We start from the raw sequence: 22550 nt of genomic DNA, 5'->3' as shown, positions 1-22550 counted from the left end.
TGAGAGGAAGCCAGGCCGTGTCCCAGTCGAACCCGGAGCAGATGTACGAGGACCAGCTGCGCGCCGCCCAAGGCGGCAGCGGCGTCGTCGAATACCTGCTGCACCGCGCCAAGCCGCATCTGCCCCCGTGGCTCGCGGGCATCGGGACCGGCCTGGCCTCCCTGCCCGCCCACTACTACTGGCACAACAGCGCCGCCGCGACGGCCGGCCTCACCCTCGCCTCCGTCGCGCTGACTGGCACGACCTGGTGGGCAGGCAAATCCACAACCGCGCAGCGCCGCCTACACTCCGCGATCACGGTGGCCGTATCCTCGACCTGGTTCACCGCGGCAGCCATCGCGGGACCCGACGCAGGACCACTCCCGAGTCTGTACTTCATGGGCGCCCCCGCACTCGCCCTGACCTGGAACATCCGGCAGATCCTGCGCCGCAACCCCGAAGGCTCCACCAGCGCCGACGGCGGCATCCTGGAGAAGGTCGGCCTGGCCAAAACACAGGTCACGAGTTTCACGGTGGCTCCGAACAAGGCCACCTTCGACCTGCAGCTGCCCCGCGGCGAACTCACCCAGGACGACGTGAGCAAGGCCCTGCCGCTGCTCGCGAGCGCCATGGATGTCTCCAAGAACGCGGTCCGCGTGACGCACGATCCGGACTCCGCCTCCCGGGTCCAGCTCACCGTCGTCCCGCACGACCTGCTCAAGAACACCGTCCCCTGCCCCGGCCCCTCCCACCCGGGCGGCTCCATCGCCGATCCGGTTCACGTCGGGATCTACGAAGACGGCACCGAAGCCGTCATGTACTTCCCAGGCGACCCCGACGCCGGCCGCAACGCGATGTTGCTGCTGATCATGGGGATGACCGGCTCCGGAAAGTCCGAGGGCGGCATGACCGCGCTGGCGGAAGTCCTCACCCGCCGCGATGTCGTGGTGTGGGCCTCCGACCCGTCAAAGGCGGACCAGACGCTGGGGCCGCTGCTCCCCGCGATCGACTGGGCCGCGCTCGACATGACCTCGACCAAAGCCATGATCGAGGCTCTCAAAGCTGCGGTCCCGGCCCGGACGCGGTGGCTGGCCAAGTACGGCTACAAGCAGTGGGTCCCCGCCTGCGCCGAGACCCAGGCCGACGGCTCCCCAGGCATGCCCTACCTGGTCGCCTGGTTCGAAGAGGCCGCCAAGACCATCCGCGAGACCGACGACGACGTCTTCACCGGCATCGCCCAGGAGGTCCGATCCGCCGGCGTCTCGCTCGTGGTCTCCATGCAGCGCGCCTCCGGCAACCAGGTCTCCACCGACACCCGCGCCTCGCTCGGATCGTCCTGGGTCTACGGCGTGCGCAACGACCGCGACGCCCAGTTCGCCCTCGACGACGACGTCTTGGACGCAGGCGCCGCACCCCACACCTGGAAGGACAAGAAGCCCGGCTACTGCTACCTGGTCGCCAACGGCATCCCCGAGACCTTCTGGGCCACTCCCGCCCGCTCGTATCTGACCGCCCGCGAATACCTCGACTGGGTCGTCCTCACGTTCGCCGACATCCGCGCCCAGGGCGACCCCGTCACCGCGAACGCCACTGCCAAAGCCGTCGGCCGCCTCTACACGAAGCGCACCCGCTACCCCATGCCCGGCACCACCCAGCCCCAGCCCCTGGAGGACGCAGCCATGACCGGCCAACAGCACGGCTACGACGATCAGGAGGACCACGACCGATACGACGACAGCGACCAGGACGAGCGCGACACCGACGACGAGTACGACGACGACCAGGACGACATCGACCCCGAGCAGGAACTCCCGCCGGTCACACGAGTCCTGCAGCTCACCGAACGGTCCGCAGAGAAGCCGAAGGTTCAGCTCTCGCCGAGCCAGGCCCGGCAGGCGATGGAGGAGATCCTCGACGAGTTCGAAGCCGAGGACCGCGACATCGTCCGCCCCGCCGACTTCATGGAGCACTGCGACCGCCACGGCCGCTCCCGCTCCTGGGTCTCCAGCCAGGTTGCTGCGTTCATCGTGGCCGGCCGCCTGGCGGAAACCGGAGAGACCGGCGTGTACCGCATCGTCCGCGACGACGAAGCAGCCTGACGGCCCTGACGCGTCGGACGCGTCTGACACTCCTGACGGCAACGGGCCCCAAACGCACAGGTCATACGTGCGCGCGACCCCTGTCAGACGCGTCTGACACCCCGGGCCTGACGGCTCTGACAGCCCTTTCACAGCAGGGCACCGGGCCAGGGTTTCTGGACTTTCTGGACCGCTCTACGCGCGCACGCGTGCGCGCGACGCGCCTCCTCGGAGCAGCCCGCGATGGGGGGTGTCACGGATTTCGAGAATCCACGTTCCATCAGACATGGGATCGATCAAGACCGAGGCGAGACACCCCGGTTCCACTCGGCCCGCCCATCTGTCCCGAAGGAATCATGTATGGCCAGCGCCACCCACTACTCCGCTGCACTCGATCAGGCGCTGCGCGCCGCCCGATCCGGCTTGGCAGTCATTCCACTGAGCCGCACCAAGCTCCCCGCCGTCCGCTCGCCGCACCGTGCCGAACGCCGTGGCGTCCGGTGCCGGGGCGAGTGCGGGCAGATCGGCCACGGCATCCACGACGCCACCACCGATCCCGACGCCGTAGGCGCCCTCTTCGCCGCCGTCCCCTGGGCGACCGGCTACGGCATCGCCTGCGGCCGCGCTCCCCACCACCTCATCGGCGTCGACCTGGACGTCAAGAACGACACCGACGGCATCGCCCACCTCGAACAGCTCGCCCGCGAGAACGACTTCACCATCCCCGAGACGGTCACCGTCCTAACCCCGAGCGGCGGCCGCCACCTCTGGCTGACCGGCCCCGCCGAATCCGCTGTCCCGAACTCGGTCGGCCGTCTCGCCCCAGGCATCGACATCCGCGGTACCGGCGGCTACTTGGTGGGCCCCGGATCGGTCACCACACGCGGACGCTACGCGCTCGCTCCCGGCACTGAACGCCACCCCGTGGCGAGCGCCCCCAAAGCCCTGCTCCGTCTCCTGGCCCCGGCCGCGCCAACTCCGGCGGGCTCGATGGCGCTCCCCGTCTCCGGCAGCCAGGCCGTAGCCCTAGTGGCGTTCGTCCTGGACGCACCCGCCGGCCAGCGCAACGACCGCCTGTACTGGGCCGCCTGCCGGGCGCACGAGACCGACCAGGGGCAGCAGCTCGCCCAGGCCCTCGTGGACGCCGCGGTGCACATCGGCCTCCCCGAAGCCGAGGCCCGCGCCACGGTCGCCTCTGCCGCCCGCCGCTCCACGCGAGGCGCCTAGTGACCTCTCAGCCCAACAGCACCGCCCCGACCAGCACCCCCGATCTCGCCCGGCAGATCGTCGCGGACAACGGCATCGACCCCGACAAGAAGGGCCCCTCCCAGGCAACCCAGATCGCCGCCATGGCCCGCGAGCGCTACCAATTCTTCATGTCCGACGACGGCCGCCCCTACGCCGTCCAGATCGACGGCCCCAATCTCGCCTTCCCGCTCCGCAACAAAGCTGGCCTGCGCTCCCAGCTCGCCCGGCAGTTCGCCGACGCCAACAACGGCACTGTCCCCTCCAGTTCAGCCCTGACCGACACCATGACCGTCCTTGAAGGAGTCGCCGCCATGGCCGACCCCCAAGTTCCCCAGCTGCGCACCGCCCGCCATGAGGGGCGCATCATCATCGACCTCGCCACCACCGACGGCCGCTGCGTCGCCATCGGCACCGACGGATGGCAGCGCCTCGCGTCCTCGCCCGTGGTCTTCCGCCGCTCCGGCGCCATGAAGCCCCTGCCCGAACCGATCCGCGACGGCGACGGCATCGCCCAACTCCGCGCCCTGATCAACACCACCGACGACGGCTTCCACCTCCTGGTGGCCTGGCTGATCGCCGCGTTCATCCCCGACCTGCCCCACCCGATCCTCACCTTCCGAGGCGAGCAGGGCACCGGCAAGTCCAAGGGCGCATCCATGGTCATCGGGATCATCGACCCGTCCGGTGCCCCGAAGCGCACCGCGCCGCGCGACATCAAGTCCTGGGCCACCCAGGCCTTCAACTCCTGGGCCCTGTGCATCGACAACATCAGCACCGTCCCCGACTGGCTCTCCGATGCCCTGTGCCGGGCGGTCACCGGCGACGGCATCGTCGACCGCGCCCTCTACACCGACGACGACGTCGTGGTTCTCGAATTCCGCCGCGTCCTGGCCATGACCACCATCGACGCCGGAGCCCTAGCCGGCGACCTCGCGGAACGGCTGCTGACCATCGAGCTGCAGCTCATCCCCGACCACAAGCGCCGCGAGGAAGCAGACCTCGACAGCGCGTACGCCGACTCCCACCCCGCGATCCTCGCTTCGCTCTTCGACCTACTGGCCCAGGTCCTCAAGACCCTGCCCGACGTCCAGCTGACGGAGCGGCCCCGCATGGCCGACTTCGCCCGCGTGCTGGCCGCCGTCGACCACGTCACCGGCTGGACCACCCAGCAGACCTACAGAGCCACCGCAGCCGACGCCGTCGCTGATGTCCTGGACGGCGAACCCTTCGCCCAGGCCGTCGTCGCCCTGGTCGACAAGGCCGGCCCCGACGGCATCACCCTCACCGCCGCGCAGCTGCTCGACACCATCGAGACCCCCGAACGCCTCCCGAAGAAGTGGCCCAAGGACGCCACCCGCGCCGCCGGCCAGGTCAAGCGCCTCGCCCCCGCCCTACGCGCCATCGGCATCGAAGTCGACGACAGCAAACGCGGCCCAGCACCCCAGCGCCAGCGCCTCTACCGGCTCACGGCCTCACCAGATAGAAGGTGCGCAACAGCGTCCCCAGCGTCCACCCTCGCCCCGAAACCGCCTGTGACCAGCAAAGACAGGGTGGACGCTAGCGCCCCGCTCGCAGCGTCCACTCCCACCGTGCACCGTCCGGGGGTGGACGCTATGACACCCCCCTCAGCGTCCACCCCCAAAACGACGCCTGACCTGTACGAACAGCAACAGATGGACGCTGTGGACGCTGAATCGCACCTTCTAACTGGTCGCCCCCTCTGCACCGAGTGCGGAACTCCGCTCGATCCCTCCCTCGCAGCCGCAGGCGACACCACACACGCCGGCTGCGAACCCGCGCCCGCACCAACCCACCGGAGCTGACCCATGCGCATCCGCCTCCACGGCACCGAACTTGAATGCCTCCGCACTGCCCGCCAGCTCGCTCGCGTCCTGGACGTCCTCGACATCAGCCCGCCCTACCCCGACCGGCCACCCAGCCGACTCGTACGGATCTACCTCACAACCGACCAGCCCACCGACCACGACAGCCACAACACTCAGGGGGACTGATCACCGTGCGCCGAGAACCACACATGAAGCTCTCCGACGTCCTGGACGAACTCGACATGTCGCGCGCCGCCTTCTACCGCATGCGCGCCCGCGGCCAGTCCCCCAAGTGCCTCAAACTCCCCAACGGTCAGCTTCGCTTCCGTCGCAGCGACTTCGAAAAGTGGCTCAACGACTGTGAAGAGAGCCCTACTTGTTGACCTTTGAGGTTGAGATCTGGAGCATCCGCGAGCGCAAGGGTCGGGCCAAGCCCTTCGAGCTGCGCTGGCGGACCGCCACCAGGCCGCATTCCAAGAGCTACAAGACCAAGGCACAGGCCGATGGCAGACGGGCTCAGTTGCTTACTGCCCTCCGAAAGCGCGAGCAGTTCGACGTCGACACCGGATTGCCTGGTTCGGAGGTGGAGGCCCTCAACTCACCAACCTGGTACGAGCACGCCACTGCCTATGCGCTCATGAAGTGGCCGAAGGCCGCAGCGAAGCACCGAGCCGGGATCAGCGAAGGGCTCACGGTGATAACGCCGGCGCTGGTCTCCACATCCCGGGGCGCACCCGATCCCAGTGTGCTCCGAACGGCCCTGCACACCTGGGCCTTCCGGATGGTGCGGACGCCTGAAGGCAGGCTGATCCCTCGTACAGAGGCTGAACTGCCCCCGGACGATGTCGCGAGGGCGCTCACATGGCTCTCCAAGCACTCGTTGAAGGTGACTGATGCGGCCAAGCCTGAGCACCTACGAAAGGCGCTCGAAGCGATGTCCCTGAAGCTGAACGGAGAGCCGGCCGCGGACAACACCTTCAGGAGGAAGCGCACCGTCTTCAGCAACGCGCTGCGGTACGCCGTGGAGAAGGGAATCCTGCCTGCGCACCCGCTGGCCCGCGTGGACTGGGAGCCTCCTCAGACAGCCGACGAAGTCGACTTCCGGTACGTGCCCAACCCAAGGCAAGCTCGGGCACTCATCCAGGCCGTGAAGGAGCAGGGCAGTCGGGGTGAGCATCTTGAGGCGTTCTTCGGCTGCTTCTACTACGCAGCCATGCGCCCGGGTGAAATCTCAGCCCTCAAAGACACCGACTGCATCCTCCCCGCCGACATCGAGGGCAACGAGGAGGAGTGGGGCGAGCTCCTCCTCGAGGAGAGCCGCCCCGAAGTCGGCGCCGGCTGGACCGACGACGGCAACTCCTACGAGCAGCGTGGCCTCAAGCGCCGCGCACGCAAGGCCACACGCCCCATTCCGATCCCTCCCGTGCTCGTACGGATGCTCCGAGAACACAAGGAGAGGTACGGCGTGACGGCGGACGGCCGCCTCTTCCGAGCCGTCCGAGGAGGCCGCATCCGGTCCACCGAATACTGCGAGGTGTGGGCCACCGCGCGCGAGAAGGCGCTCACCTCAGAGGAAGCCAAGACACCACTTGCCGATGTCCCGTACTCCCTGCGGCACGGAGGAATCTCACTCTGGATCAAGGCGGGGGTTGACCCCGCGGAAGCCGCTCGCAGGGCAGGCCATAGCCTCGCTGTGCTGTACCGCTTCTACGCGAAGTTGCTGCGCGGCGTGCAGAGCCGAGCAAACGATCTCATCCAACTCGCCTTGCATGAAGTGGAATAGAACGTCCTCGGACAGATGCACTGGCGGCCAGTTCGCTTAGCTGAATCCACGTAAGCTGCGGGGTCTAGCTACAGACACGCGCCATATCAGGTTCTAAAATTAGAACATAATTTCGATTGCCGGGAGGTTTGGCCATGGGTGACGGCAGCTCGATCGAGTGGACGGAAGCGACGTGGAATCCAACGACCGGATGCGATCGGGTATCGGCAGGGTGCGACAACTGCTACGCACTGCTACTCGCAAAACGCCTCAAGGCGATGGGCGCACCCAAGTACCAGACTGACGGCAATCCGGTCACCTCTGGGCCTGGGTTCGGCCTCGCTTTACACCCGGACTCCTTGACCCTGCCCTACCGCTGGAAGTCGCCTCGGACTGTCTTCGTCAACTCTATGAGCGATCTCTTCCATGCACGGGTACCTCTGGAGTTCGTCCGCCAGGTCTTCGCGGTCATGGCAGACACCCCACAGCACACGTACCAATTGCTCACCAAGCGCGCACGACGGCTGCGCCGCGTCGCAGACGACCTGGACTGGCCCCCGAATGTCTGGATGGGCGTGTCCATCGAGTCAGAGTCGGAGCTCGACAGGGTCGACGATTTGAGGCGTGTGCCAGCTCAGGTGCGGTTCTTGTCCTGCGAGCCGCTTCTTGGTCCTCTGCCGAGCCTTGAACTGAACGGCCTTGGATGGGTGATCGTGGGAGGGGAGTCAGGACCGCGCCACCGATCCCTCGAAGAGGCTTGGGTGCTTGAGATTCGGGACAAGTGCGAGGCCTCTGGAGTCCCGTTCTTCTTCAAGCAGTGGGGTGGTCGAACACCTAAATCGGGCGGCCGTCAGCTACAAGGGCGAACTTGGGACGACATCCCCGCGCCTCTGGCAGCGGTCTCTTGAGAATGACCGATCGGCGCTCTGTTGCCAAGGGCTAACCACGTGTAACCATCCTCTTCAGGCATCGCCATCGAGGCGACGCTTGAGGGGGGAGCACCATGGCCGTCAACACTTCAGCCGGGTTACTCGACAAGAATCACAGCCAGTCCGTCTTTAAACACGCCATCCTACGGCGGTACGTGACCCCATACGCCGCAATGGTGGGATCGAGCTCACCGGCCAACCGAGTGGCCATCGTGGACGGGTTCGCCGGCCGGGGCCGCTACCCCGATGGAACCCCGGCATCTGGCGAGCTGATTCTCCAAGCCGCAGGCAAGGCAAGCCGCGCAGTCGTCGAAGCCACCCTGGTGGAGAAGAAGCGCGCCGACTACGAGAAGCTGGCGCAAGTCGTGAGCGAGTACGCCGCCCAGGGTGTCCGGGCCACGGCGCACCACGGTCCCGTGCATGAGCACTTGGACAGCATCGTCGCGGCGGCCAGCGGGATCCCTCTCTTCCTCTTCCTCGACCCGTGTGGTGCAGGTCTTCCTTTCTCGGAGCTATCACGCGTGCTCGCTGGAGAGCGGCGCCCAGTACGTCCGAGCACAGAAGTGCTACTCAACTTCAGTGCGGACTTCACGCGTCGGGCAACCGGCGCTCTAGCTGCAGACCACCACGACCACGACAGCCTGCCGGCCTTGGACCGCGTCTGTGGAGGCATCTGGTGGCGAGAGGTGGCGCTCGCGGCGCTGGGCCCTGAGTCCACATTCGAGGCCTCAGCTGAGGCGGTGGCACGCGCCTATACAGAGCGTCTGGCCAGCGCCACCGGCATGTACGGGATCACCGTCCCTGTGAAGCGGCGTGTGGGACACCAGCCCGTCTACCACCTCGTGTTCTTGACCCGGAGCCCGTTTGGAATATGGGTGTTCGCCGACGCCATCGCCAGGGCCAGGCACGAGTGGCTGGAAGCCCTCGGGCCGGAAGATGGCGATGCCGATGACGCTCTGTTCAGCTTCGGAGACGTCGTCAAGGATGTGATCAGCCAGGAGCAGGAAAAAGCACGCATGCGCGTTCTGAAGAACCTGCAGGGGATAGTCGCCCGCCGCAGCCGGATCAAGCTGGTGGACGAGGTCTGGTCCGTGTTCGATGGGGTGTATGGCCTGGCCAATGACACGACCGTCAGCACAGCCCTGGGCATGGCAGTCAAAGACGGGTCCGTCGCAGTCCTCCAGCAAGGCAGGAAGGTTCGCGACAACGTCATCGGCCCCCGCTCGCGCTAGCGCCTCTGCAACGCGCCCTACACGCTCCCCGTTTCGGCTAGCCCACCGGCGTTAATTTGGGTGCCTGAGCTGACGGTGAGGGGCCGAGCATGGGTGAGCATGAGCCGCGGCGGCGGTGGTGGCGGCTGCGGCGCGGGACGCCGAAGGCGGGAGGCACGGTATCCGTCGACTACGAGAAGGACGGCACCCGAGTGGTGAGCCGTAATTTCACCGATGCGTCAGGGAAGCAGCGGATGACCAGGCACAGCTTTCCCGACGCAGTCCAGCACCACTACCGCCCCACCGACACCGACGACGACAGCGACGTACTGCTCTACGCAGGCGAGCTGTCCTTCCCCGGTGAGGAACACCGTCCTTACGTTGGCGACGTTACGTTCACCTGGCGTCGCACCCCGCGGATCCGCGTGCGCGGAACGCGAGCCGTGGACGGTACGGGTATCGAGGAGTACTTCAGCCCGCCTCCCGGCGGCAGCATGTGGGTCGATGTCCAGGGAGTGGTCATTGCCCTGCAGGACGGAAAGATTCCCGACCAGCCGAACGAGCTGGCCCCCGCTGAGACGTTTGCTGGCAGCTCCCTTCATGTCGACGAGCGCGTGGATCAGCAGGTGGGAGATGCCACTGAGCTCGAAGAAGTCACGTTCCTCGTTCCAAATGGCTGGCAGGCGCATGACGAGACACGCATCTTTGATCCGGAAGATGTTGGGCATACATGGCATGGCCGTACGCAAGCACAAGGAGACGGCTGGACTGTCGTCTTCGACCGTAACCGCACCGCGGACAGCAAGGCGTGGGAAACCCTGAAGAGAAGCGGCGGCCACCGATTCACGCACGTAGGGCGCCTGACCCGGACCGATGGCGCATCGTTCAGCGGCGAAGGCGCTCTAGAGGCGCTCGAGCGAGTTCGCTTGGGTCTGTGCCTTGCTCTTGGCCGCCGCACTACCTGTGTTCTTCCAGTCGGCCGCCGCGGGGGACAGCCCGTGTGGGCTCTGTGGCGCGGCAACCCGGTAGACAGCTACAGCAACGCCAGCCACTGGCTCGACTCCAGCACCTGCTCAAAGCAGCTCGCGGAGATCGTTTCGCGAGTGCTGGAATTCTCTAACGACGCCACGCGCCTGGAGACTCTCACTCACGCTCTGTCTTACTACGTCGCGGCCAACGTCGACGTGGACGTGCATCTGCAGGTCTCTCTGCCCGTTTCGGGCCTCCAGCTGCTCACCTACTACCAGTTCGTCACCGATGGTCCTCACACCGCCAAGGAGTGGGAGGCCCTCGTGCCCAAGGAACGCGGCACGGAGTGGGAACTGAGGCAGCTGCTCTCGAAGATGAACGTCAGTGTCCCTATGCCCCCGCACTTCCAGAATCTGGCCGCAGTGCAGCGGCGTCTCGCCACTTCTGGAGCCCAACGTGATGCTCTGGGGGTCGTGATCAAGATGCGCAACGTGGCTACGCACCCAACCAAGGACCAGCCCGGCAACTATTCGATCTACCAGTGGGCCGAGGCAGGCATGCTGGCCCGGTACTGGCTCGGCCTCGCCCTGCTGCACACGATCGGCTACCGGGGTGACATCGCAGCCATCCTGCAAGCACGGCCCCGAGAGACCGGCGAGTTGCGATCGGTGCCGTGGGCAAGCGCATGGTCGGCCGGGCTATCGCCGTCGGGACCTTAGCCCACCGCCTACAAGCTGGCCCGCCACTGGCCCGTACGCCTTGATCCACGACGGATCATAAGTGAGACAGTTCGAGACGGAAATCGAAAAGAGAGGGGTGTCCGGAAGCTCCGGACACCCCTTCTCACCTGGCCTTATAGGCCCTGGCGGTGGGTGTGGGATTTGAACCCACGGTGACATCGCTGCCACGACGGTTTTCAAGACCGTTCCCTTAGGCCGCTCGGGCAACCCACCCACGCCCCGGACCACCTGCCCCGGAGCGGGCTACAGACTACCGGCCCGGCGTAGTGCGCCGCAGCAGCGTTCCGCAGGCGCGCGGCCCGAGGGAGGACACCGTCAGCCGGCGCTCCCGAGCCCTCCCGAGGGAGGGACCTGGTCAGCTGTCGCCGGTGCGCTTGCCCAGGGTGACCTCCGCCGTGTGCTCCTTGCCGTCTCGCTGGTAGGTCAGCGTCACCTTGTCACCCGGCTTGTGGTTCCAGATCTCGCTGATCAGCGTCGGGCCGCTCTCCACCGGCTTGCCGTTGAACCTGGTGATGACGTCGCCCGCCTTCAGCCCCGCCTTCGCCGCCGGGCCGTTGGGGGTCACCGCCTCCGTGCCGCCCGCGCCCTCGGAGGCGATCTTGGCGCCCTGGTCCTTGCCCGCCATGTCGACCGTCGCGCCGATTACCGGGTAGACCGGCTTGCCCGTCTTGATCAGCTGTTCGGCGACGTTCTTCGCCTGGTTGATGGGGATGGCGAAGCCGAGGCCGATCGAGCCGGCCTGCGTCTGGCCGAAGCCGCCGGTGCCCGCCGACTGGATCGCGGAGTTGATGCCGATCACCGCGCCGCGCGAATCGAGCAGAGGGCCGCCGGAGTTGCCCGGGTTGATCGAGGCGTCGGTCTGCAGGGCGCTCATGTACGAGTTCTTGCCGCTGGAGCCGTCGCCGGAGGCGACAGGGCGGTTCTTCGCGCTGATGATGCCGGTGGTGACGGTGTTCGACAGGCCGAAGGGCGCGCCGATCGCGATGGTCGAGTCGCCGACCGCGACCCTCTCGGAGTCGCCGAGCGCCAGCGGGGTCAGCCCCGAGGGCGCGTTCTTCAGCTTCAGTACGGCGACGTCGTAACCCTGCGCCCGGCCGACGACCTCGGCGTCGTACTTCTTGCCGTTGGAGAAGGTCGCGGAGAGCGTGCCGCCGTCGGCTGCGGAGGCCACCACATGGTTGTTCGTGAGTATGTGGCCTTCCCTGTCGTAGACGAAGCCGGTGCCCGTGCCGCCCTCGGTGCTCTCTCCGCTGTCACCGCCGCCCGCCTTCGCCTCGATGGTGACGACGCTCGGCAGGGCCCTGGCCGCGACCGCGGCGACAGTTCCGGGATCACGCTTGAGGTCTCTGGGGGCGTCCGCCGCCGCGACCGTGGTCGAGCCGAAGTTGTCGTCGTTGTGTTCGGCGGCCCAGTAGCCGATGCCGCCGCCGACGCCGCCCGCGACGAGTGCGGCGACGAGCACTGCTGCGACCAATCCGCCGGAGCGTTTGCGCGGGGGCTGTGAGGCCTGGTCCGGCGCGCCCCAGGCCGGGCCGGCGCCGCTGCCCCCGCCCCCGTAGGAGGGGAGGGAGGGCGGGGGCGGCGGCCATCCGGCCTGCGGGTGCTGCGCCGTGGTCGGCGCGGCACCCGGGACGGGACCAGGCAGCGGCGCGGTGGCGGGCTCGGGCTGGGGGGGATGCCCGGGCCGCTCCGCCGCGGCCGCTGCCGGCTCAGTGGGGTGTGTCCCCTGGTGCGTCCCGTCGTGCGTCCCCTCGCCGGTTCCGCGGTTTGTGTCGTGTCTCGCGTCCGATGTCCTGTCCGAACCGGACATCTCGGCTCCCGGTGCGGACGCAGGCGTGCCCTCGGGAGCGGCGACCGGCACAGGAGGTACGGACTCGGCGGCCGGAACCGCAGTGCCCTCGTTGCCCTCGTTCTCGGTGCTCACAGCTCTTTCTCCTCAGGTTCCACGTCAGTCTTCGGCAAGAGTCCGCTCTGCAGCTGTCTGCCGTCAGCTTTTCCCACCGCACGTCAGGCCGCTGTAAGCAGGACCTGTGTATGTCTCCGCAATCCTTTACTTCCGACAAAACGGATGCAGCTCCAACGCCACCGTACGGCCCATCGGACGAACCTCGAACGACCCTCGGGCGGCCCCGTGCACGCGCCTACCCCGTCACGGTGGCACCATGACGCGGTGACCCAAGCACGGCAGCACAACATTCAGGTCGTTGCCCACCGAGGGGCCTCCGAAGACGCCCCCGAGCACACCCTGGCCGCGTACAAGATGGCCATCGAGGACGGCGCGGACGCCCTCGAGTGCGATGTGCGGCTCACTGCCGACGGCCATCTCGTCTGCGTCCACGACCGTCGCGTCAACCGGACCTCCAACGGCCGGGGTGCGGTCTCCGCACTGGAGCTCGCGGATCTCGCCGCCCTCGACTTCGGTTCCTGGAAGGACAGCGAGGAGAGCCCCGACTGGGGAGACCCGTCCTTCACCTCCGTACTCACTCTCGAACGGCTCCTGGAGCTGGTGTCCGACTCCGGCCGCCGTATCGAACTGGCCATCGAGACCAAGCACCCCACCCGCTGGGCCGGCCAGGTGGAGGAGCGGCTGATCCAGCTGCTCGGGCGCTTCGGTCTCGCCGATCCGGTGACGGCTGACGACTCGCCCGTACGGATCATGAGTTTCTCGGCCCGCTCCCTGCACCGGATCGCGGCGGCCGCGCCGAACATCCCCACCGTTTATCTGATGCAGTTCGTGACGCCGCGGCTGCGCGACGGACGGCTGCCGGCCGGGGCGCGGATCGCCGGCCCGGGCATGCGGATCGTACGCAACCAACCCGGCTACATCGCCCGGCTGCACGCCGCGGGCCACCGCGTCCATGTCTGGACCGTCAATGAGCCGGAGGACGTCGAGCTGTGCGCCCGCCTCGGCGTGGAAGCAATCATCACCAACCGCCCCAAACAGGTGCTGTCCCAACTGGGTCGCCTTTAAAGCCAGTTACAGGGAGTGCACCGGCGCGTTCGCTCCGTACTGGATCGTTACGAGTACGTCACTGCCCCGCGGTTGGCCGGTTTCCGGTCCAGTCCATTGGGGCATTCACACCGTGGCGTGGGGCAAAGGAGGTCTCGGGGGTGGCGTTTGTGGTGGCACAGGAGGTGCCCACGTCGTCGAGCATGGCCGTACCCCATGGCCCTGCGGGCGTGGGTAAGGCAAGACACCGTATGCGCGAACAATTGCGCCGCAGCGGGGTCTCCGAATCAGTGGTCGACGATGCAGTTCTGATCCTTTCCGAACTTCTCAGTAACGCATGCCGACACGGCAGACCGCTGGGTCGCGCCGATGTGGGCGACGGTGACATCCGCGCGGCATGGCGCTTCGACCGGGCGGGCCGGCTCACCGTCGAGGTGACGGACGGAGGCGGCCCGACCCGGCCGGTTCCAGCCACGCCGTCGGTCACCGCGCGTGGCGGCCGGGGGCTCAACATCATCAGCACGCTGGCCCAGGACTGGGGTGTCCGCGACGGCGCGACAGGTGAGGTCACGGTGTGGGTGATCGTCACCGAAGGCCACCGCCACGAGGATTTCGCTACGCGCGTCGCTGGTCCCGGCTTCGACTTCGCGGAGTCGTTCGACGATCTCGACTGAGGAGGCGCGCGGGATCGTACGACGGTCTCGGCCGGGGGCAAGGGCGGGACCAGCGAGGCGTACGACAGTCTCGACCGATGCCGGGCCGGCGCGACCCACGCCGGACCGGCTCGACCGAGGCCGGACCCGCGCCACTGAGCCCCCGAAACGGCGGCGGACGGCTAGGCTCGCGCCCGACACAGCACCACCGCAGTCGGGAGAGAGCCGCACCATGGCCAAGAAGCGCCCCCAGACCAAGGCCGCCAAGTCGCAGACCGCCGGCGGAGCCCGCGCCGCAGGCGCTGATGTGAACGTCCCGGTCGTCGGAGCCCGCGAGCCCTGCCCATGCGGCTCCGGCCGCCGCTACAAGGCCTGTCACGGCCGGGCCGCCGCACATGCCGTGACCGAGCTGGTCCAGCGCCCCTTCGAAGGACTTGCCGGCGAGTCCGACTGGGTGGCCCTGCGCGAACTGGTTCCCGCCGCGACCGCCACGCTCACCCTGAAGGACGGGCTGCCCGAGGGCGTGCCGTCCGTGACCCTTGCGACCGTACTGCCGATGGCCTGGCCGGCGTTGCGCCGCGAGGACGGCTCCGTCCTGATCGGCCTGCAGAACGACACATCGTCCGGCGACCTCAGCCGCGACCTTGCCGACACCCTTCGGCGGGCGCTGACGGCCAAGCCCGGCACCCCGGTCGCAGGGCAGCGCGCGTCGGCCGACGGCCCGCGGCTGCAGGACCTCCTCGACGAGAGCGCCGGATTCGAGCCGACCGTCCACTCCGGCTTCGAGTTCTGGGTCCCGGACTCGGCGGAGGGCGCCACCCCCGAGGTGTCCGCCTCGCTGGAGCGCGCGAACGCCGCTGCGATCCCGACCGTGAAGCTCTCCGGCGTCGACGCCGCCTACTGGTGCGAGACCCCGGACAAGAACCATCTGCGCTGGGTCATGCCGCACCCCGAGGAGCAGCTCCTCGATGCGCTCGCCCGTCTCCACGCCGCCGGTGCGTCCACGCTCGGCGAGGGCACCCGGCTGGTCGGCTCCTTCCGTGCGCACGGGCTGATGGTCCCGGTCTGGGACCTGCCGAGCTCGATGGGCGCCGAGGAGTGCGAGAAGCCGGCTGCCGAGCTCGCCGAGCGGCTGGCGAAGGCGCTGACGACCGACACCCCCCTCAGCGCAGAGGAGCGCCGGGCGCGCGGCGGGCTCACCAACCGGCAAGTCACCCTGAGCTGAGAGTGACGGTTTCTGTCGACCGATAGGTGACTCCAGTCACAACTCGCGCTATCGGCAGCTAAATCTCTGTCCGAATACCCGAGATCGAATTTGCGAACTGCAGATCTCTTGTTACCGTTCTAGAAGCCCGGTCGCTGGTGCATCCCCCGTCGCCAGCGACCGGGCGCTTCCATTTCCGCGGAACGGTTGGTTCCGTCAATGGCCAGCAGGAGCAGCCGAGTTGCTGCCCGAGCGCAGCAGCAGCGGCCCCTCGTCCGAACCGTCCGCAGTCGCGAACTCCGCCACCGCGGAATATGCCGATACAGCGCCCCGAGAGGGCTCACGCGGCGTCTCACAGGCATCCGGATCATCTCCCGCGCCGACCGCGCAGTTGGTCTGCAGAGTGCGTCCGCCGGGCCCCATCAGGGTAAGTACGGACGTCAATTTCCCGCCCGTCGCATTGCGGTAGTAGGTACGCGCCCAGGTGTCGTGCCCCTCGGTCAGTACGCAGGTCTGCGCCTCGACCCCGTCGGGAGAGGTGAGTTCCGGCCCACATAGCGCGGAGGTCTGCGGGGCAGTGGCACCGGTCACAGGGGATGGGGCCGACGGGGTGGCGCCACCGCCGAGCGCGGGCCGCGGCACCGGCTTCCGTTCGCTCTTCGGCTTCGACTCGTCCGCGGGCACGGCGCCGGATACCGGCCATAGTCCTCCGCCGGAACCTTTGGCCCGCGAGGTACCCCCAATAGGGCCGGCCTCGGCGGCCAGCGGCAGCAGCGCGGTGCACATCACGGCCACGGCGAGCCCGATCATGCGGAGATTCATGGGTCCACCTGCCGAGTGCGCGGGAATTCCTGACGGTGGGCCGAAGATATCGACGGAATGCGGGCGCCCAGGCAGCCGCGCGCCCAATTCCCGTACAAGTCGGGCCGGCTGCTACCCGTACGAGTGACGCAGCCGACCCGGTTCGCGATCCCTGGGCTCGGTGGTCGAGATTCATCGACTCGGTGGTCGTGACCCCTCGACCGGGTAGTCGAGATCCCTGGACTCAGTAGGCGAGGCGGCTGCCGCCGTCCGGTGCGCTCGTGCTCGCCTCGACCAGCGCGTCCACCACCGCCTCCACATCCGGCAGCCAGGGAGCCGCGGAGCCGGGCAGCGGCGCGCGCTCCCAGCGCACCTGGCCCGTCCCGGTCTCGGACGGCGGCAGCACGAGATAGCCGCCCTCGCCGTGGAAGCGCAGCGAACTCGGCACGCAGTCCTTGACGAAGAGCAGCTCACCGAGCTGTTCGAGGGTGTACGGAGCCACCAGCAGCGACCACCGGGTGGGCGTCGCCACAACGGGGCCCAGCCGCATGCCCATCCGGTCCAGCGCGGAGAGCGCACGAGCGCCCGCGACAGCGGGCAGGCTCACCGCGCAGGGCGCGCGGCCTCCGGTGGCCAGCATGATCGGAGCGGTGGGCCGGTTGGTCCACCACCAGCGCACCATCCGCTCGTCGGTGGTCGCAGCGAGGATTCCGGGGTCGAAGGGGTGCGCGCCGGGTACGACGCACTCGGGGTCGGGGCAGGCGCAGCCGCGCCCGCGGTCACCGCGACTTCCGGCCGCTTTCAGCCCCACACCGGGGAGTACGGGCCATTTCCACTCGGCGGCGCAGGTGAGCGCCGCTTCAAGCTGAACAGGCCCCCTCTTGCGCCGGAACCGGAGCCTGCGTCGCCTTCCGAGGATCTCGCGCATGAGCGCTCGTTCCTTTCCGTTGAACGCCGAGGTCCACATCACACCATGTGTGCAGCTCTTCACTGTGCGTACAAATCGGCGCATCACCGCCCCTTGCCGGTGGCATGGGCGACCCCCCGCTTCGCCTGCGACAGGATCGCCGCCCGGGGGCCGAACGTGGGCTGTAGTCCATTAAACGCGTGGCGAGGGGTGGCGCGCGCCTGGCGCTTGCTGTCCCGTTGAACTTTTTCCCCGCCACTCGGGGATGGGGCGTGGTCTCCGGATGTTAGGACGCCCGGGCCCGTCGCCAGGTTCCGGGGCGGTCCCAACTGCCCCTGGCCATCACCGTTTACGTACCCATCACGCTTGGAATGACGCGCTGCCGAACGCCCTCAGTCGACCTCAATTGGCCGCCAGGGGGCGCATTTTTCGGCCAAGTTCAAGGTCACGTAGACACCACCAATCCCACTGGTCCAATGCTGGACATCCCCTTACTTGTGCGTGTACATGTGGATGCATTGATAGCGGCGCAGAATGACATGGGGGTTTGCGATGCTATTGAGCGAAACGCACCAGTCGGAAAGCCGGCTGCCATGAGCGCCCCTCACCTGCCGAAAGTGGCTGGAATCGATTCAGCGGTTCCGGCTCACCCGCACACTGCGGCGGACCTGCCCGCCATCCCTGCCGCTCAGCCCCCTCCCGGCGCGGTGATTCAGGATCGGCTGGCCGGCTGGGTCTCCGACCTGACCACCCTCCACGAACTCACCGAGCGCCTGGCCAGAACCGGTTCTCTGGACGACGCCCTGCATGAACTGCTGCGCGCGGGAGCCGCCCTGGTCGGCGCCCGCCGCGGCCTGGTCGTCCTCGAACCAGTCCCGGACCTCTCGGGGGCCGACTGCTTCGAACCGGACCGCGGCCCCGCCCTGACCAAGGGCCTCGGGTTCACCCATGCTGAACTGGGCCACATCGAGACGGTGCCGCGCGGCGCGACCGCGTACGGCCGGATCCTCGACGGCCGGCTCCCGGACGGGCGGTCCGGTCCGGCCGGTCCTCTCCAGGCCGTCGCCCAACCCGATCTGCTCGGGGACAAGAGCCTCGACACCCGCCACCGAGAGGTCGCCGGCCGCCTCGGCTACGCGGCCAGCTACACCGTGGCGCTCGCCTCCGAGGCGGCCGGCACGCTCGGCGCGGCCGTCTGGATGTACGACGAGCCCGCAACGCCGGTGGAGCGCCAGTGCCATCTCGTCGGGCTCTATATGCGGTACGCCACCGAGCACCTGGCCCGTCTGCTCGAGTTGGAACACGCCCGGGAGACGGTGGCGACCGTCGCCGAGGAGTTGCTGCCCAGCAGACTGCCCCGGGTGCCCGGTGTCCAGCTCGCGGCCAAGCACCGCACGACTGAGCGCGGCGGCGGCGACTGGTACGACGCGCTGCCGCTGCCCGAGGGCGCGCTGGGGCTCGCCGTCGGCTCGGTCAGCGGATCCGGGCCGAGCGCGATGGCCGCAATGGGGCGGCTGCGCGCATCGCTGCGGGCGTACGCCGTGATGGAGGGTGAGGACCCCGTCGCCGTACTCTCCGATCTGGAGCTGCTGCTGCGGCTGACCGAGCCGGCGCGCACGGCGACCGCGCTCTTCGCGTACGCCGAGCCGGCGAACAGAAAGATCGTGCTGGCCGGGGCCGGGCACACGCCGCCGCTGGTGGTCGGCGAGCGTCGCACCGAGTTCGTCGAGACGTCCCTCTCGGCGCCGCTGGGGATGCTCGCCTGCTGGGAGGCGCCCAGCGTCGAGCTCTCCCCCGAGCCTGGAGAAACGGTGCTGCTGTACACGGACGGGCTGCTGCGGCGTACCGGAGATCCGATGGACCGGGCGTTCGCCAGGCTGCATGCCGCGGCCGCGAGCGTGCCGAAGTCGCTGCGCGGCGACCCGGGGGCGATCGCCGACCATGTGCTGCGCACGGTGTTGCCGGAGGGGCTCGACGAGGCCGGCAGCGGCGAGGACGTCGTACTGCTCGCCGCCCGTTTTGACTGATTCCTCGCACGTTGTCCACAGGGCGCCGGGCCGTCTTCCCGTCGCACATACGATGGAAGGCGGTCCAGTCGTAACGAGGAGGCAGACGTGGCCGAGGAGCTCACCCCGGCGGCATCCGATCCTGCTGCTGACGCAGCGGGCCCGGACGAAGAAGAGCAGCCCATCAAGCAGCGCAAAAACGGCCTGTACCCGGGCGTGTCCGACGAGCTCGCCGAGAACATGACGAGTGGCTGGGCAGACACCGAACTGCGCGATCTGGAGCCCATCGCGCAGGCCTCGCACACCGCGGCCCGCCGTGCCGCTCTCTCGGCGCGTTTCCCCGGCGAGCGTCTGGTGATCCCCGCGGGCAATCTGAAGACCCGCTCCAATGACACCGAGTACGCCTTCCGCGCCTCTACCGAGTACGCGTACCTCACCGGTGACCAGTCCGAGGACGGCGTCCTGGTCCTGGAGCCCAAGGGCGCCGGGCACCGGGCCACCATCTATCTGCTGCCCCGCTCCAACCGTGCGAACGGCGAGTTCTGGCTCTCCGGCCAGGGCGAGCTCTGGGTCGGCCGCCGGCACTCTCTCACCGAGGCCGAGCAGCTGCTCGGTGTGCGTGCCAAGGACGTGCGCGAGCTGCCGGAGCGGCTGCGCGAGGCGAGTGGACCGGTCCGCGTGGTGCGCGGACACGACGCCGGCATCGAGGCCGCGCTGACGGACAAGGTCACCGCAGAGCGCGACGAGGAGATGCGCGTCTACCTCTCCGAGACGCGTGCGGTGAAGGACGAGTTCGAGATCGGCGAGCTGCAGAAGGCGTGCGACTCCACCGCGCGCGGCTTCGAGGACGTCGTACGGGTCCTGGACAAGGCCGAGGCGACCAGCGAGCGCTATATCGAAGGCACCTTCTTCCTGCGCGCCCGCGTCGAGGGCAACGACGTCGGCTACGGATCGATCTGCGCGGCCGGCCCGCACGCCACCACGCTGCACTGGGTGCGCAACGACGGCCCGGTCCGCTCCGGCGAGCTGCTGCTGCTGGACGCCGGTGTGGAGACGCACTCTCTCTACACCGCGGACGTCACGCGCACGCTGCCGATCAACGGCCGTTTCAACGAACTGCAGCGCAAGATCTACGACGCGGTGTACGAGTCGCAGGAGGCCGGTATCGCGGCCGTGCAGCCAGGCGCCAAGTTCCGCGACTTCCACGACGCCTCGCAGCACGTGCTCGCCGAGAAGCTCGTCGAGTGGGGTCTGGTCGAGGGCCCGGTGGAGCGCGTCCTCGAGCTGGGTCTGCAGCGCCGCTGGACGCTGCACGGCACCGGCCACATGCTCGGCATGGATGTCCACGACTGTGCTGCCGCGCGCACCGAGGCGTATGTCGACGGGACACTGGAGCCGGGCATGTGCCTGACGGTGGAGCCAGGGCTCTACTTCCAGGCCGACGACCTGACGGTGCCGGAGGAGTACCGGGGCATCGGCGTCCGGATCGAGGACGACATCCTGGTCACCGAGGACGGCAACAGGAATCTGTCGGCGGCGCTGCCGCGGCAGGCCGACGAGGTCGAGGCGTGGATGGCCTCGCTCAGGGGCTGACCGTACGACGTCGGACAGACGTGCGGAATGACATACGGAGCAGACGTACGGAGCAGTCGTACGGAGCAGTCGTACGGAGCGGAGGGCGCGCGGCTCAGGAAACCTTGAGCAGCGCGTTCTCCCGCCATTTCAGGGTCTTGTCGAAACTGACCACCGCGCCGTGGCCCGGCCGGTTGCGAAAGTCGACATGGTCGGCGAGCTGCTCGATCAGGCACAGACCTCGGCCGCTCTCGGCGGTCGGCGAAGCCTGCGGCACGGAGTAGGGGCACTTCTCGCCGTGCCGTACGGCGAAGCCTGAATCCGGCACCGGGAAGCCCGGGCCCGAATCGGCCACCTCGATACGGCACTTCTCGCCGTCCAGATAGGCGGTCACGCGGTACGCCGCCGAGGCATCGCCGGAGTCCTGGCCGCCGCCGTGCTCCACGGCGTTCGCACAGGCTTCGCCGAGCGCGACCGAGAGGTCGTAGGAGATGTCGGGATCGACCCCCGCGGTCTCCATCGTGCCGAGCAGCAGGCGACGGGCGAGCGGGACGCTCGCGGCTTCGCGCCGCAAGTGGAGAGACCACCAAATGCTCATGCTCCAGCCTCCTGGCTGCGGCTCGACATACCGATACGTATTGCCGCAAGACACGGTCCGTAAGCGCACAGTTGACGTGATTGCGCTCATTCGGCGGACGCGCGCGGCTCGCGCGGCGGTGTATGTCGCCGCGCACCCGTCAAGCCGCGCACTCGCCCCTGAGGATCTTCCGCAAAGGGGATCTTCCGGACCTGGCGTATGAGCCGTCCCCCCACAGTGCGATGATGACCCGGCCATGTCGTCCATCCCCGTTGCACGCGCCGGAGCCGGTCCCCGGCTGCTGAGGGCCGCGGTGTTCACCGCGGTCTGTGTCGTGCTGTCCGCGACGGGACATGCGCTGGCCGCCTGCGCGGCGGTCCCGTGGTGGACGCTGGCGGCAGGGTTCACCGGGGTGTTCGTGCTGGTCGCGCCCTTCGCCGGGCGGGTTCGCTCGCTGCCGTCGATCACCGTCGCACTGGCCGTCGGACAGCTTGCTCTGCACGCGCTGTTCGGGCTCGGGCAGCAGCACCGGCTGCAGCTCGCCCCGACTGCCGACGACGCGCTGATCAGGATGGCCGCGAGGCTGGTGTGCGGGGCAGGCGCTGCCTCGCTGAGCCCCACGGACGCCCAGCGGATCGTCAGCAACGCGGGCATCATCCCGCCCGGGCACGCCGCCCATGCGCACATGGCCGAGACCGCCGCCGCATCGCCGCAGCTGCTGCCCACACTCCCCATGCTGCTGGGGCATCTGCTGGCCGCACTCGCGACCGGCTGGCTGCTGCGGCGCGGGGATCTGGCGCTCGGGCGCCTGATCGGGCTGTCGGCGGACTCCGCCCAAGAGGTGGCCGAGGTGGCGTGGCTGCGCCCGTTGCGCGCGGCGCTCGGACTCGTACGGGCCTTGCGCGCCGGTCTGACGGGGGCACCCGCGGTGGATCCGCGCGCTCCCCGGCGCGCGTCCGGCCTTCCCGCGCCATCGGTCGGCGAGGCACTCCAGCACACGGTGATCAGGCGCGGGCCTCCCGCACAGCTCGCTCTCGCAGCCTGACGCGGCCCACTCGACGGGAGTGGTGCCGTGGTGCCCGCGCACCCGTATGTGCCCGGCACGCACCCATCTCTCCTGAACTGTGGAGTGTCTACC

General features: G+C 68.5%; 19 protein-coding genes and 1 tRNA gene. 15 read left to right on the top strand and 5 right to left on the bottom strand.

Translation table 11 applies throughout. The annotated features are described in order from the left end of the window. Nucleotides 1-17 precede the first annotated feature (17 nt). The 9 genes from traB to OG729_RS20060 all read left to right on the top strand — a co-directional run bounded on the left by traB (nt 18) and on the right by OG729_RS20060 (nt 10721). Entirely contained in the window at nt 18-2078 is a 2061-nt protein-coding gene (gene traB / locus OG729_RS20100) for a plasmid transfer protein TraB (protein ID WP_405807454.1), read from the top strand. 339 nt (nt 2079-2417) lie between these two features. Further along, nucleotides 2418-3284, top strand: coding sequence for a bifunctional DNA primase/polymerase (locus OG729_RS20095; RefSeq protein ID WP_405807452.1), 867 nt, complete (start codon nt 2418-2420; stop codon nt 3282-3284). Next, on the top strand, nt 3284-5128 hold the full coding sequence (locus OG729_RS20090; RefSeq protein ID WP_405807451.1) for an ATP-binding protein: 1845 nt from the start codon (nt 3284-3286) through the stop codon (nt 5126-5128). The genes OG729_RS20095 and OG729_RS20090 overlap by 1 nt, the downstream gene beginning before the upstream one ends. A gap of 3 nt (nt 5129-5131) precedes the next feature. Then, nucleotides 5132-5317: a hypothetical protein gene (locus OG729_RS20085; protein ID WP_405807449.1), complete on the top strand. Its 186-nt coding sequence runs from the start codon at nt 5132-5134 to the stop codon at nt 5315-5317. 23 nt (nt 5318-5340) lie between these two features. After that, entirely contained in the window at nt 5341-5514 is a 174-nt protein-coding gene (locus OG729_RS20080; RefSeq protein WP_405807448.1) for a helix-turn-helix transcriptional regulator, read from the top strand. A gap of 398 nt (nt 5515-5912) precedes the next feature. Beyond that, nucleotides 5913-6914, top strand: coding sequence for a tyrosine-type recombinase/integrase (locus tag OG729_RS20075; protein WP_405807446.1), 1002 nt, complete (start codon nt 5913-5915; stop codon nt 6912-6914). Between the two features lie 134 nt (nt 6915-7048). Then, nucleotides 7049-7801, top strand: coding sequence for a DUF5131 family protein (locus OG729_RS20070; protein WP_405807444.1), 753 nt, complete (start codon nt 7049-7051; stop codon nt 7799-7801). A gap of 95 nt (nt 7802-7896) precedes the next feature. Then, a complete protein-coding gene (tcmP, locus tag OG729_RS20065; RefSeq protein WP_405807442.1) occupies nt 7897-9054 on the top strand; it encodes a three-Cys-motif partner protein TcmP in 1158 nt (385 codons plus the stop codon). Nucleotides 9055-9143: 89 nt separating this feature from the next. Continuing rightward, a complete protein-coding gene (locus OG729_RS20060) occupies nt 9144-10721 on the top strand; it encodes a hypothetical protein (protein WP_405807441.1) in 1578 nt (525 codons plus the stop codon). Between the two features lie 144 nt (nt 10722-10865). Here the strand turns inward: OG729_RS20060 and OG729_RS20055 are convergent. Both OG729_RS20055 and OG729_RS20050 read right to left on the bottom strand, forming a co-directional pair. Next, nucleotides 10866-10955 (bottom strand) — tRNA-Ser (locus tag OG729_RS20055). Between the two features lie 142 nt (nt 10956-11097). Further along, nucleotides 11098-12666 (bottom strand): trypsin-like peptidase domain-containing protein, encoded by a 1569-nt coding sequence (locus tag OG729_RS20050; RefSeq protein ID WP_405807439.1) that lies wholly within the window; start codon nt 12664-12666, stop codon nt 11098-11100. A gap of 246 nt (nt 12667-12912) precedes the next feature. Here OG729_RS20050 and OG729_RS20045 point away from each other — a divergent pair, with 246 nt between their 5' ends. The 3 genes from OG729_RS20045 to OG729_RS20035 all read left to right on the top strand — a co-directional run bounded on the left by OG729_RS20045 (nt 12913) and on the right by OG729_RS20035 (nt 15570). Further along, complete coding sequence (locus tag OG729_RS20045) at nt 12913-13713, top strand: glycerophosphodiester phosphodiesterase (RefSeq protein WP_360867338.1); 801 nt, start codon at nt 12913-12915, stop codon at nt 13711-13713. Between the two features lie 95 nt (nt 13714-13808). Then, on the top strand, nt 13809-14366 hold the full coding sequence (locus OG729_RS20040) for an ATP-binding protein (protein ID WP_360867406.1): 558 nt from the start codon (nt 13809-13811) through the stop codon (nt 14364-14366). A 211-nt stretch (nt 14367-14577) separates the two neighbouring features. After that, a complete protein-coding gene (locus OG729_RS20035) occupies nt 14578-15570 on the top strand; it encodes a DUF5926 family protein (RefSeq protein WP_360867335.1) in 993 nt (330 codons plus the stop codon). 195 nt (nt 15571-15765) lie between these two features. On the opposite strand, the gene OG729_RS20030 is transcribed toward OG729_RS20035, so the two are convergent. Beyond that, nucleotides 15766-16371 carry a hypothetical protein gene (locus OG729_RS20030; RefSeq protein WP_405807437.1) on the bottom strand — a complete coding sequence of 202 codons (606 nt, stop codon included), beginning with the start codon at nt 16369-16371 and terminating at the stop codon, nt 15766-15768. 223 nt (nt 16372-16594) lie between these two features. After that, complete coding sequence (locus tag OG729_RS20025; protein ID WP_405807436.1) at nt 16595-17278, bottom strand: bifunctional DNA primase/polymerase; 684 nt, start codon at nt 17276-17278, stop codon at nt 16595-16597. Nucleotides 17279-17733: 455 nt separating this feature from the next. On the opposite strand from OG729_RS20025, the gene OG729_RS20020 reads away from it, so the two are divergent. Then, nucleotides 17734-19284 carry a PP2C family protein-serine/threonine phosphatase gene (locus tag OG729_RS20020; protein WP_360867328.1) on the top strand — a complete coding sequence of 517 codons (1551 nt, stop codon included), beginning with the start codon at nt 17734-17736 and terminating at the stop codon, nt 19282-19284. A gap of 87 nt (nt 19285-19371) precedes the next feature. After that, complete coding sequence (locus OG729_RS20015; RefSeq protein ID WP_405807435.1) at nt 19372-20856, top strand: aminopeptidase P family protein; 1485 nt, start codon at nt 19372-19374, stop codon at nt 20854-20856. A gap of 94 nt (nt 20857-20950) precedes the next feature. Here the strand turns inward: OG729_RS20015 and OG729_RS20010 are convergent, their stop codons facing one another. Beyond that, a complete protein-coding gene (locus tag OG729_RS20010; RefSeq protein WP_360867322.1) occupies nt 20951-21433 on the bottom strand; it encodes an ATP-binding protein in 483 nt (160 codons plus the stop codon). A 235-nt stretch (nt 21434-21668) separates the two neighbouring features. Here OG729_RS20010 and OG729_RS20005 point away from each other — a divergent pair, with 235 nt between their 5' ends. After that, nucleotides 21669-22457, top strand: coding sequence for a hypothetical protein (locus OG729_RS20005; RefSeq protein WP_405807434.1), 789 nt, complete (start codon nt 21669-21671; stop codon nt 22455-22457). Nucleotides 22458-22550 lie beyond the last annotated feature (93 nt).

Origin of the sequence: Streptomyces sp. NBC_00210 (assembly GCF_045160975.1) — a bacterium.
Lineage (GTDB): Bacteria > Actinomycetota > Actinomycetes > Streptomycetales > Streptomycetaceae > Streptomyces.
The sequence above is the reverse complement of the archived record's forward strand: the minus strand, read 5'-3'. Positions and strand labels throughout refer to the sequence as shown.